8 protein-coding genes and 1 pseudogene are annotated in these 11,706 nt (G+C 66.6%); 8 read left to right on the top strand and 1 reads right to left on the bottom strand.

Annotation, left to right across the window (positions count from 1 at the left end; translation table 11 throughout):
• Positions 1 to 19 precede the first annotated feature (19 nt).
• The 6 genes and pseudogenes from murC to lpxC all read left to right on the top strand — a co-directional run bounded on the left by murC (position 20) and on the right by lpxC (position 6,916).
• Positions 20 to 1,456, top strand: coding sequence for a UDP-N-acetylmuramate--L-alanine ligase (gene murC / locus ACMZ91_RS18645; protein ID WP_012510048.1), 1,437 nt, complete (start codon positions 20 to 22; stop codon positions 1,454 to 1,456).
• Complete coding sequence (locus tag ACMZ91_RS18640) at positions 1,453 to 2,415, top strand: D-alanine--D-alanine ligase (protein ID WP_049399805.1); 963 nt, start codon at positions 1,453 to 1,455, stop codon at positions 2,413 to 2,415. The genes murC and ACMZ91_RS18640 overlap by 4 nt, the downstream gene beginning before the upstream one ends.
• A pseudogene (locus ACMZ91_RS18635) lies at positions 2,412 to 3,089 on the top strand (cell division protein FtsQ/DivIB); the annotation flags it as partial. The gene ACMZ91_RS18640 and the pseudogene ACMZ91_RS18635, both read left to right, overlap by 4 nt.
• Positions 3,090 to 3,157: 68 nt before the next feature.
• Positions 3,158 to 4,393 carry a cell division protein FtsA gene (gene ftsA / locus ACMZ91_RS18630; protein ID WP_005408083.1) on the top strand — a complete coding sequence of 412 codons (1,236 nt, stop codon included), beginning with the start codon at positions 3,158 to 3,160 and terminating at the stop codon, positions 4,391 to 4,393.
• 170 nt (positions 4,394 to 4,563) lie between these two features.
• Positions 4,564 to 5,799: a cell division protein FtsZ gene (gene ftsZ / locus ACMZ91_RS18625; protein WP_043397963.1), complete on the top strand. Its 1,236-nt coding sequence runs from the start codon at positions 4,564 to 4,566 to the stop codon at positions 5,797 to 5,799.
• Between the two features lie 205 nt (positions 5,800 to 6,004).
• Entirely contained in the window at positions 6,005 to 6,916 is a 912-nt protein-coding gene (gene lpxC, locus ACMZ91_RS18620) for a UDP-3-O-acyl-N-acetylglucosamine deacetylase (protein WP_005408085.1), read from the top strand.
• Positions 6,917 to 7,198: 282 nt separating this feature from the next.
• Here lpxC and ACMZ91_RS18615 read toward each other — a convergent pair whose 3' ends face one another.
• A complete protein-coding gene (locus tag ACMZ91_RS18615; RefSeq protein WP_005408086.1) occupies positions 7,199 to 7,648 on the bottom strand; it encodes a DciA family protein in 450 nt (149 codons plus the stop codon).
• 12 nt (positions 7,649 to 7,660) lie between these two features.
• On the opposite strand from ACMZ91_RS18615, the gene ACMZ91_RS18610 reads away from it, so the two are divergent.
• The gene (locus ACMZ91_RS18610; RefSeq protein WP_049461620.1) at positions 7,661 to 8,617 is read left to right on the top strand and encodes a M23 family metallopeptidase; all 957 of its coding nucleotides are present in this window, start codon (positions 7,661 to 7,663) and stop codon (positions 8,615 to 8,617) included.
• A 341-nt stretch (positions 8,618 to 8,958) separates the two neighbouring features.
• Positions 8,959 to 11,691, top strand: coding sequence for a preprotein translocase subunit SecA (gene secA, locus ACMZ91_RS18605; protein WP_032129708.1), 2,733 nt, complete (start codon positions 8,959 to 8,961; stop codon positions 11,689 to 11,691).
• The last annotated feature ends 15 nt before the right edge of the window (positions 11,692 to 11,706 follow it).

The following is an 11,706-nucleotide window of genomic DNA, read 5'->3' as shown; positions in this document are numbered from 1 at the left end:
GCCCTGCGCGAGGCCGCGCATGATCCGTCGCCTGCACGACACCAACGACCTGGTGCGCGCGTTCCCGCGCGTGCATTTCGTCGGCATCGGCGGCACCGGCATGAGCGGTATCGCCGAAGTGATGCTGACGCTGGGCTATGAGGTGTCCGGCTCGGACAACGCCGACAACGTGGCGACCCGTCGCCTGGCCAGCCTGGGTGCGCGCATCATGCGCGGCCACTCCGCAGCCAACGTGCTGGGCACCGACTGCGTGGTGGTCTCCAGCGCCATCCGCGAAGACAACCCGGAACTGATGGAAGCGCGCAGCCAGCGTATTCCGATCATGCCGCGTGCGGCGATGCTGGCCGAGCTGATGCGCTTCCGCCGCGGCATCGCTGTGGCCGGTACCCATGGCAAGACCACCACCACCAGCCTCACCGCTGCAGTGCTGAGCGAAGGCGGGCTCGACCCGACGTTCGTGATCGGTGGCCAGCTGCTGGCTGCCGGCGCCAACGCCAAGCTGGGCGGTGGACAGTGGCTGGTGGCCGAGGCCGACGAAAGCGATGGCAGCTTCCTGCGCCTGAACCCGCTGATGTCGATCATCACCAACATTGACGCCGATCACCTGGAGAACTACGGCAACGACTTTGCCCGCGTGCAGGCGGCGTTCGCCGAGTTCCTGCAGCGCCTGCCGTTCTACGGCCTGGCGGTGCTGTGCATCGACGATCCAGAAGTCGCGGCTCTGGCTGCCAAGACCCCGCGCCACGTGATGAGCTACGGCATGAGCCCGCAGGCCGACGTGCGCGCCGAGAACGTGGTGCAGGAAGGCTCGCGCATGCGCTTCACCCTGCGCCTGCCGCAGGGCACCAGCCAGGAAGTGGTGCTGGCGCTGCCGGGCAAGCACAACGTACTCAACGCGCTGGCCGCCGCTGCGGTGGGCTGGCAGCTGGGCGTGGCACCGGACGCGATCGCGCGCGCACTGGAAGGCTTCGCCGGTGTCGGCCGTCGCTTCAACGATCTGGGCGAAGTGACCACCGCCAGCGGCGCCAAGGTCCGCATCATCGACGACTACGGTCATCACCCGAGCGAGCTGGAAGCGGTGTTTGCCGCCGCCCGTGGTGGCTGGGCCGACAAGCGCCTGGTGGTGGCCTTCCAGCCGCACCGCTACAGCCGTACCCGCGACCAGTTCGACAAGTTCGCCGCGGTGCTGTCCAGCGTCGATGCACTGGTGCTGAGCGAGGTCTACCCGGCCGGCGAGGAACCGATTGCTGGTGCCGATTCGCATGCGTTGGCCCGCGCCATCCGTGCGCGTGGCCGCAGCGAGCCGGTGGTGGTGGGCAAGGCCGCCGAGCTGGCCAGCGTGCTGCCGGACGTGCTGCAGGACGGTGACCTGCTGCTGATGATGGGTGCCGGCGACATCGGTGCCGTGGCCACCCATATTGCGGTGGAAGGCTTCAAGGGGGAGGGCGAGGCGTGAGCGCGCTGACCTTCCCGCCGCTGCGCGTGACCGACCCGGCCGTGTTCGGCCGCGTCGCCGTGCTGCTCGGCGGCAGCTCCAGCGAACGCGAGGTGTCGCTGGACTCCGGCCGCAACGTACTGGAAGCGCTGCAGTCGCGCGGCGTCGATGCGTTCGCGGTGGATGGCATTCCGGCGCTGGCCAAGGCGCTCGCCGCCGGTGGCATCGATCGCGTGTTCAACATCCTGCATGGCCACAACGGTGGCGGTGAGGACGGCATCGTGCAGGGCCTGATGGACGCCTTCGGCGTGCCGTACACCGGCTCGAACGTGCTGGGCTCGGCGCTGAGCATGGACAAGATCCGCACCAAGCAGGTGTGGCTGTCGCTGGGCCTGCCCACCCCGCAGTACCGGAAGGTGGACGCGACCACGGTGCATGCACTGGCAGCCGAACTGGGCCTGCCGGTAGTGGTGAAGCCGGCCAATGAAGGCTCCAGCGTGGGTATCAGCCGGGTCACCGATGACGCGGGCCTCGATGAAGCCGTGGCGCTGGCCGCGCGCTACGACGGCCAGCTGCTGATGGAACAGATGGTGGTGGGCGACGAGCTGACCGTGGCCATCCTCGGCGATGTCGCACTGCCGTCGATCCGCATCGTGCCCAAGGGCCAGTGGTACGACTACAACGCCAAGTACATCGCCGAGGACACCCAGTACCTGTGCCCAGGCCTGGATGGTGACGACGAAGAGGAAATCCGCCGCATCGCGCTGGCCGCGTTCCGTGCCGCCGGCTGCCGTGGCTGGGGCCGCGTGGACGTGATGCGTGACCGCAGCAGCGGTCGCTTCTTCCTGCTGGAAGTGAATACCGCGCCGGGCATGACCAGCCATTCGCTGGTGCCCAAGGCCGCAGGCCAGGCCGGCATCAGCTTCGAAGAGCTGGTGTGGCGCGTGCTGGAACAGACCCTGGAGGCCTCGCACGCATGAACGCGGTGCTGCGCATCTTCGTCTGGCTGTTGGCGCTGTCGGTGGTTGCACTGCCGGTGGTGGCCGTGGTCAATGGCTGGGTCGGCGCCGAGCGCTGGCCGCTGGCGAAGCTGCGCGTGCATGGTGAGTTCAAGCGGGTGCCGGCCGAGCAGTTGCAGCAGGTGCTGCTGCCGTACGCGCATGCGGGCTTCTTCGCGGTCAAGCTGCAGGACGCGCAGGACGCCCTGGAGCAGCTGCCGTGGGTGGAAAGCGCGCAGGTGCGCAAGCAGTGGCCGGACGTGCTGGAAGTGACCCTGGTCGAGCACAAGCCGTTCGCGCGCTGGGGCAACGACCGCCTGGTTTCCGAGCAGGGCAAGTTGTTCCCCACGCCGAAGAAGCTGGCCGATCTGGCGCTGCCCGAACTGGACGGCCCCGACAGCCAGACCGAAGAAGTGATGAAGCTGTACAGCGACTCGCGTGCATTGTTCGCACCGGCCGGCGTCGACGTGCGCCGGGTGACGATGGATGCGCGCGGCAGCTGGTCGCTGGTGCTGAGCAACGGTACCGAAGTGGTGGTCGGCCGCGACGACGCGCGCTCGCGCATGCAGCGCTTCGTCAAGGTGCTGCCGCAGCTCAACCGTCAGGACGCGCCGATCGAGCGCGCCGATCTCCGTTACACCAATGGTTTCACGCTGAGCTGGGGTACCCCGGCCACGCCGGCGAAAACGCCGGCGACCCCAGCCAGCAGGACGCAGGAAAGGACATGAATCGCAAGGGTGACAAATCGCTGATCGTTGGGCTGGACATCGGCACCTCCAAGGTGGTGGCGCTGGTGGGCGAGTACTCGCCGGGCAACCCGATCGAAGTGATCGGCATCGGCTCGCACGAGTCGCGCGGGCTCAAGCGTGGCGTGGTGGTGGACATCGAATCGACCGTGCAGTCGATCCAGCGCGCGGTGGAAGAAGCCGAGCTGATGGCCGGCTGCGAGATCCGCTCGGTGTATGCCTCGATCTCCGGCAACCACGTGCAGTGCAAGAATTCGCCCGGCATCGTGCCGATCCGCGACGGCGAAGTGACCTGGGGCGACCTGGATCGCGTGCTCGATGCGGCCAAGGCCGTGGCGATTCCGGCCGACCAGAAGATCCTGCACGCGATCCCGCGCGAGTACGTCCTGGACGATTCGCAGGAAGGCATCCGCAACCCGGTCGGCATGACCGGCGTGCGCCTGGAAGTGCATGCCCACCTGGTGGTGTGCGCGCAGTCGGCTGCGGCCAACATCAGCAAGTGCGTCCAGCGCTGCGGCCTGCAGGTGGACGACCTGGTGCTGTCCTCGCTGGCCTCCAGCGTGGCGGTGCTGACCGCTGACGAGCGCGAGCTGGGCGTGGTGCTGGTCGACATGGGCGCCGGCACCACCGATATCGCGGTGTTCGTGCAGGGCGCGATCTGCCACACGGCTTCGCTGCCGATCGCCGGCGACCACGTCACCAATGACATCGCGCACATGCTGCGCACGCCGACCCCGGAAGCCGAGCAGATCAAGGTGCGCTATGCCTGCGCCCTGGCCCAGCTGGCCACCGCCGAGGAAAGCATCCAGGTGCCGTCGGTGGGCGACCGCCCGCCGCGCCGCATGCCGCGCCATTCGCTGGCGCAGGCCGTGCAGGGCCGCTACGAGGAAATCTTCGAGATGGTGCAGGCCGAACTGCGCCGCTCCGGCTTCGAGGAACTGGTACGCGCCGGCATGGTGCTGACCGGTGGCGCTTCGAAGATGGAAGGCGTGGTCGAACTGGCCGAGGAAATGCTGCAGATGCCGGTTCGCGTGGGCATCCCGCAGCACGTCACCGGCCTGGGCGAAGTGGTGGGCAACCCGGTGCATGCCACCGGCGTGGGCCTGCTGCTGATGGGCAGCCAGATCGAGCACCCGCGGCGGCCGTCGCTGCCGACCGGGCGCGCTGGAAGCATGTTCAAGAAACTCAAGACCTGGTTCCGCGGCGAGTTCTGACGCGGAACCCGTAACACCGGGCATCGCCCGGGCGCAGCACCCGCAGTACCCGTAGCACAACGCAACACCGGCAACACACAACCCACACAGCCGCAACGTCGGCATGCAGCAGGACGGCAGGACGCCCGAATGCCCATGCCAGCCAAAGCGGATACAACGAGGACACGGACATGGCGCATTTTGAACTGATCGAAAAGATGGCACCCAATGCGGTGATCAAGGTGGTTGGCGTGGGCGGCGGCGGCGGCAATGCCGTGGCGCACATGGTCAACTCGGCGGTGGACGGCGTGGAATTCATCACCGCCAACACCGACTCGCAGGCCATCAAGAATTGCGGTGCCAAGCTGCAGCTGCAGCTGGGTACCAACGTGACCAAGGGCCTGGGCGCAGGCGCGAACCCGGAAGTCGGCCGTCAGGCCGCGCTGGAAGACCGTGAGCGCATCATGGACGCCCTGCAGGGTGCGGACATGGTGTTCATCACCGCCGGCATGGGCGGTGGTACCGGCACCGGCGCTGCGCCGGTGGTGGCACAGCTGGCCAAGGAAATGGGCATCCTGACCGTGGCCGTGGTCACCAAGCCGTTCCCGTTCGAAGGCCGTCGCCGCATGCAGGTGGCGCTGAAGGGCATCGAGGAACTGAGCCAGCACTGCGACTCGCTGATCACCATCCCGAACGAGAAGCTGATCACCGTGCTGGGTCGCAACGCGACCATGATCCAGGCCTTCCGTGCCGCCAACGACGTGCTGCAGGGCGCCGTGCAGGGCATCGCCGACCTGATCGTGCGTCCGGGCCTGATCAACGTCGACTTCGCCGACGTGCGCACCGTCATGTCCGAAATGGGCCTGGCGATGATGGGTACCGGCACCGCCCGTGGCGATGACCGCGCCCAGGCCGCCGCCGAAGCCGCGATCCAGAACCCGCTGCTGGACGATGTGAACCTGGCCGGTGCCAACGGCATCCTGGTCAACATCACCGCCGGCGCCGACTTCACCATGGCCGAGTTCGACGAAATCGGCCGCACCATCGATGGCTTCGCTTCCGAAGACGCCACCGTGGTGGTCGGTACCGTGCTGGATCCGGACATGCAGGACGAAGTGCGCGTGACCGTGGTCGCTACCGGCCTGAACCGCGTGTCGGCCAGCAAGACCCAGCGTCCGGGCGAGCGTGCGCCGATCAAGCTGGTCCGCAATGCCACCACCGGCCAGCCGGAATTCGGTGACTTCGACAACGGCGGCGACGCCGTGTCCAAGGCCGTGGGCGGCATGGGTCTGGGCCTGCGTCGCGCCAGCAGCGATACCGCGGCAGCCTCCGCTCCCTCGGCCCCGGCCGCTTCGGCCCCGGCGGCGGCGGAACTGCCGAACGACTACCTGGACATCCCGGCGTTCCTGCGCCGCCAGGCGGACTAAGCGGGGCACCCGGGGCTTGTCCTCCCCGGGTTGCGCCACCATGTCCTGAAAACGCGGGCGCCGGGCCAGGATGGGTCCGGCTGCCCTGCTTCACGCGCGTCCCCACGGCGTGCCGGTGCGTCCTGCCTGCAGCCTTCACTGGCGTTTCAGCCAGGGTAGGGGAGGGCGCGTGTTAATCTAATGTGTCACTTCCGGCCCATCCCCCATGATCCAGCAACGCACCCTCAAGAACACGATCCGCGCCACCGGCGTTGGCCTGCACAGCGGTGACAAGGTCTACATGACCCTGCGCCCGGCACCGGTCAACCATGGGATCGTGTTCCGTCGCGTGGACCTGGACCCGGTGGTGGAAGTGCCGGCCAAGGCCGAACTGGTCACCGAAGTGACCCTGTGCACCGGCCTGACCTGCAACGACGCCAAGATCCAGACCGTCGAACACCTGATGTCGGCGCTGGCCGGCCTGGGTGTGGACAACATCATCGTCGAACTGTCCTCGGCCGAGCTGCCGATCATGGACGGTTCGGCCGGCCCGTTCGTGTTCCTGCTGCAGTCGGCAGGCATCGTGGAACAGGATGCGCCCAAGCGCTTCATCCGCGTGCTGAAGACCGTGGAAGTGACCGAGGGCGACAAGGTGGCCCGCTTCAGCCCGTACGAGGGCTACAAGCTGGGCTTCACCATCCAGTTCGATCACCCGATGATCCCGGCCAAGCAGTCGCGCCAGGAAATCGAGTTCTCGACGCTGGCCTACACCAAGGAAATCTCCCGCGCGCGCACCTTCGGTTTCATGCGCGACCTGGAATACATGCGCGAGCGCAACCTGGGCCTGGGCGGTTCGATGGACAACGCCATCGTGCTGGACGAGTTCCGCGTGCTCAACGAAGACGGCCTGCGCTACGCCGACGAATTCGTGCGCCACAAGATCCTCGACGCGATCGGCGACCTCTATCTGGCCGGTGGCCAGGTGCTGGGTGCCTACGAAGGCTTCAAGTCCGGTCACGCCCTCAACAACAAGCTGGTGCGGGCGCTGATGGCCGACGCCACCGCCTGGGAATGGGTCAGCTTCGACTCGCCGGCCACCCCGGACCCGGTGGAATATGCCACTCCGGCCTACGCCTGATTCCTGTAGATCGTTGAATTGAAAGACAAAAGCGCCGCCTTCCAGGGCGGCGTTGTCGTTTCAGGCGTGTCCGGCGCATTCAGCATGCTTGACGCGCGTCAAGGCCGGTTCGAGGTCACGGTTTTGTGAACCTGTTGGATCGGAAGCCTGAATTTAACGTAGTTTTAACAACAATCTAACGACAGGCCCCCGGATGGCAGCTAGGATGCGACCCGGCCCCCGAAATGTTTCACGCCGTGGTGACACGCGCGACGGGGAGCGGAGCCGGATGCTCCGTTGTCGTCAGGACCGCTTCTTCGGCTTCGAAGGAACGTCCTGCAGGCAAGCCAAGGCGTCGCGTAGCCCTTTGTGCGTGGCGGCTGAAACTGCGTGGGGTCCATTCCGGTTGTCGAGCGCTGGGGAGCGCGTGGGAGTGGGAGACGCAGTCTTGATGGTCACCCTGGTGGCCTTCAGCCCGATGGAACGGGCCGCGTCGAGCAACTGGGCTTCGGCAAGCCGCAACTTGGCATGCCAGACCGGGGACTCGACGAGAAAAACGAGGTGTTCCCCGTCCACATTGGCCAGCCGGCAACGGCTGCGCAGAGGTGGCGGCAACTGGGGGCGCAACTGACGGTCCAGCGCGTCAAGCCACAAGGCACGCCGCAGCGGGTTCCCGCTTTTGTCCGCCATCACCGCATCCAGCGCCGGCTTCGGCACTGACGCGGGGCGAACGCTGGATTTCGGCTCAGACATGAAAACTCACTGATGGCATTCAAAAAGATCGTAATCAAAACGCGTGAAGGACAGGCCAAAGCGTCGCCGATCGCGCGTTTGCGGTTCTATTTCGAGGACCGCCCCCGCGCCCTGCTGGGCAGCGTGCTCGGGGTAGGCTGCATTATCGGCCTTGCCGGCGGCATTGGCGCCAGCGCGCTGAATGATTCCCGCCTGCAGGCCAAGGTCGAGCGCCAGGATGCAGAGCTGGCCAAGATCAAGCGCGATGCGCAGACCCAGGTCAACGCGCTGGCGGCCCGCCTCGGCGAGCTGCAGGCCCAGGCCACCCGCCTCAACGCCCTCGGCGAACGGCTGACCCAGATGGGCAAGCTGGAAGACGGCGAGTTCGACTTCAACGAGACCCCCGGTCTCGGTGACGGCGACGCCGGCGGCCCGACCAGCGACATCCCGGTCAAGGACGTCAACGCCGACTTACAGGTGCTGGAGCAGCGCTTCGCTGCTTCAGGCCGCCAGCTGTCGGTGATGGAATCGCTGATGTTCGACCACCAGCTGCAGCAGAACGCCGTGCCGTCGCGCATGCCGATCCGCAACAGCTACGTGACCTCCGGTTTCGGCACCCGTGCCGACCCGTTCGGCCGCGGTGCCGCCACCCACAAGGGCATGGACTTCCACGCCAGGGTCGGTGACCCGGTGATGGCCGTGGCCGAAGGCGTGGTCAGCTTCTCCGGCGTGAAGGGCGGCTACGGCAACGTGGTCGACGTCGACCACGGTAACGGCTACGTCACCCGCTACGCGCACAATTCGCGCCTGGTGGTGAAGGTCGGCGACCTGGTCCGTGCCGGGCAGGAAGTGGCCAAGGCCGGTTCCACCGGTCGTTCGACCGGCGCCCACGTGCACTTCGAAGTGTGGGAAAACGGCAACGTGGTCAACCCGCGCAAGTTCCTCGGCGACGGCGGCAACACGCCGGTCGGCCGCGTCAGCCGCGGCTGATGCCCCATTGGGGTGCCGGCTGCCGTCGGCACTACCGCCCCCGGAGTACGGGGGCAGCGCCGTAGGCGCGGGGGTGTGGAGGCGAGGTAAGTGGGGCCCACGGTTCGCGCAGCGAAGCGTGGGAGCGCCAGCGCGCATGCGCTGACGCGTACCCGGCCAGCGGCCGGCACTACCGGGAGTGTTCGGATGCCATTGCCGCCAAAGGGTTGAAACCCCTTGCGGCCGTCCCAAGCTACAATGGGTGTTGCCATCGACAGGGCGCCAGGCGCCCTGTTTCGTTTGCGGCGGACGGATCCCAAGGGGGAGGCCGGGCGTCGTGTCCATCCAACCCGGTTCCTTCAATGATCAACAGCCTGCTTACCCGCGTATTTGGCAGTCGTAACGAACGACAGCTGCGCCAGCTCAACCGCATCGTCGCCAAGATCAATGCGCTGGAGCCGGAGATCGAGAAGCTTTCCGACGAGCAGCTTCAGGCCAAGACGCCGGAGTTCAAGCAGCGCATCGCCGACGGTGAAGCCTTGGACAAGGTGCTGCCGGAAGCGTTCGCGGTCTGCCGCGAAGCCGGTCGCCGCGTGCTGGGCATGCGCCACTACGACGTGCAGCTGATCGGCGGCATGGTGCTTCACCTGGGCAAGATCGCAGAAATGCGCACCGGTGAAGGCAAGACCCTGGTGGCGACCCTGCCGGTGTACCTCAACGCGCTGGAAGGCAAGGGCGTGCACGTGGTCACCGTGAACGACTACCTGGCCCGCCGCGACGCCGCGCAGATGGGCAAGCTGTACAACTGGCTGGGCCTGAGCGTGGGCGTGGTGTACCCGGGCATGCCGCACAGCGACAAGCGCGAAGCCTACGCCTCGGACATCACCTACGGCACCAACAACGAATTCGGCTTCGACTACCTGCGCGACAACATGGCGCTGTCCAAGGCCGACCGCTACCAGCGCGGCCTGCACTACGCCATCGTCGACGAAGTCGACTCCATCCTGATCGACGAAGCGCGTACCCCGCTGATCATCTCCGGCCCGGCCGACGATTCCCCGGAGCTGTACATCCGCGTCAACCGCGTCGTGCCGAACCTGGTCAAGCAGGAAGCGGAAGACGGCGAAGGCGACTTCTGGGTCGATGAGAAGGGCAAGCAGGTGCACCTGTCCGAAGCGGGCATGGAGCACGCCGAGCAGCTGCTGGTCGAGGCCGGCATCCTCGACGGCGAGACCGAAGGCCTGTACGCGCCGCAGAACCTGACCGTGGTCCACCACCTGAACGCCGCGCTGCGCGCGCACGCGATCTACCAGCGTGACGTGGATTACATCGTGCGCGATGGCGAAGTGGTCATCGTCGATGAGTTCACCGGCCGCACCCTGTCCGGCCGCCGCTGGTCCGATGGCCTGCACCAGGCGGTGGAAGCGAAGGAAGGCGTGCCGGTCCAGCGCGAGAACCAGACGCTGGCGAGCATCACCTTCCAGAACCTGTTCCGCATGTACAAGAAGCTGTCCGGCATGACCGGTACGGCTGATACCGAAGCCTTCGAGTTCCAGAGCATCTACGGCCTCGAAGTGGTGGTGATCCCGACCAACCGCCCGACCATCCGCAAGGACAGCCCGGACCAGGTATTCCTGAACCGCAAGGGCAAGTTCAATGCGGTGCTGGCCGACATCGAAGAGTGCGCCAAGCGCGGCCAGCCGGTGCTGGTGGGTACCACCTCGATCGAAACCTCGGAAATGCTGTCCGAGCACCTGCGCAAGGCGGGCGTGAAGCACGAAGTGCTCAACGCCAAGCAGCATGACCGCGAAGCGACCATCGTCGCCAATGCCGGCCGTCCGGCGGCCGTGACCATCGCCACCAACATGGCCGGCCGCGGTACCGACATCGTGCTGGGCGGTTCGCTGGAAGCGGAGATCCACGAGCTGGGCGAAGGCGCGACCGACGAACAGAAGGCCGCGGTCAAGGCCGATTGGCAGAAGCGCCACGAGGCCGTCAAGGCTGCCGGCGGCCTGCACATCGTCGGTACCGAGCGCCATGAATCGCGCCGTATCGACAACCAGCTGCGCGGCCGTTCGGGCCGCCAGGGTGACCCGGGTTCGTCCCGCTTCTACCTGTCGCTGGAAGACAACCTGATGCGCATCTTCGCCTCCGACTGGGTGCAGAAGGCCATGCGCATGATGGGCATGAAGGAAGACGACGTCATCGAGGACCGCCTGGTCAGCCGCCAGATCGAGAAGGCGCAGCGCAAGGTCGAGGCCCACAACTTCGACATCCGCAAGAACCTGCTGGACTTCGATGACGTCAACAACGACCAGCGCAAGGTGATCTACGCCCAGCGCGACGAGCTGCTGGACGCCGAGTCGGTGAAGGACAACGTCGACGGCATCCGCGACGACGTGATCTTCGACGTGGTGGCCCGCTTCGTGCCGCCGAACTCGATCGACGAGCAGTGGGACCTGCGTGGCCTGGAAGCAACCCTGGAGTCGGACTTCGGCCTGCAGATGTCGCTGACCGATCTGGTCAAGTCGCACGAAGAGCTGGACGCCGAAGCCATCGCCGCCAAGGTGCAGGAGCGCGTCAACCAGCACTTCGCCGAGAAGGAAGCCGGTGTCGGTGAGGAAACCATGCGTGCGCTGGAGAAGCACGTGATGCTGACCGTGCTGGACCAGAGCTGGAAGGAGCACCTGGCGCGCATGGACTACCTGCGCCAGGGCATCTACCTGCGTGGTTACGCGCAGAAGCAGCCGAAGCAGGAGTACAAGAAGGAAGCCTTCGAGCTGTTCTCGGACATGCTGGAGAACGTCAAGCGCGAAGTGGTGACCCTGCTGTCGCGCGTGCGCATCCGCAGCGACGAGGAAGTGCAGGCGCTGGAAGCAGCCGAACGCCAGCAGGCCGAAGCGCGCCTGAGCCAGTCGCAGTTCCAGCACCAGGACGTGGGCGGCTACAGTGCCGACGAGGAAGCCGCGCAGGTGCAGGCTGCCCAGCAGGGCATTGCACAGGCGCAGCGCGATGAGCCGAAGATCGGCCGCAACGATCCATGCCCGTGCGGCAGTGGCAAGAAGTACAAGCACTGCCACGGCCAGCTGAGCTGACCCCGAAGAGCCCCG

Origin of the sequence: Stenotrophomonas sp. FR024 (assembly GCF_047500745.2) — a bacterium.
GTDB classification, from domain to species: Bacteria; Pseudomonadota; Gammaproteobacteria; order Xanthomonadales; family Xanthomonadaceae; genus Stenotrophomonas; species Stenotrophomonas maltophilia_A.
The sequence above is the reverse complement of the archived record's forward strand: the minus strand, read 5'-3'. Positions and strand labels throughout refer to the sequence as shown.

Excerpts from the sequence above, each read along its gene's own strand:
- lpxC (WP_005408085.1), top strand. The coding sequence starts at position 6,005 with ATGATCCAGCAACGCACCCTCAAGAACACGATCCGCGCCACCGGCGTT.
- ftsZ (WP_043397963.1), top strand. The coding sequence starts at position 4,564 with ATGGCGCATTTTGAACTGATCGAAAAGATGGCACCCAATGCGGTGATC.
- ftsA (WP_005408083.1), top strand. The coding sequence starts at position 3,158 with ATGAATCGCAAGGGTGACAAATCGCTGATCGTTGGGCTGGACATCGGC.
- ACMZ91_RS18615 (WP_005408086.1), bottom strand. The coding sequence starts at position 7,648 with ATGTCTGAGCCGAAATCCAGCGTTCGCCCCGCGTCAGTGCCGAAGCCG.
- ACMZ91_RS18610 (WP_049461620.1), top strand. The coding sequence starts at position 7,661 with ATGGCATTCAAAAAGATCGTAATCAAAACGCGTGAAGGACAGGCCAAA.
- murC (WP_012510048.1), top strand. The coding sequence starts at position 20 with ATGATCCGTCGCCTGCACGACACCAACGACCTGGTGCGCGCGTTCCCG.
- secA (WP_032129708.1), top strand. The coding sequence starts at position 8,959 with ATGATCAACAGCCTGCTTACCCGCGTATTTGGCAGTCGTAACGAACGA.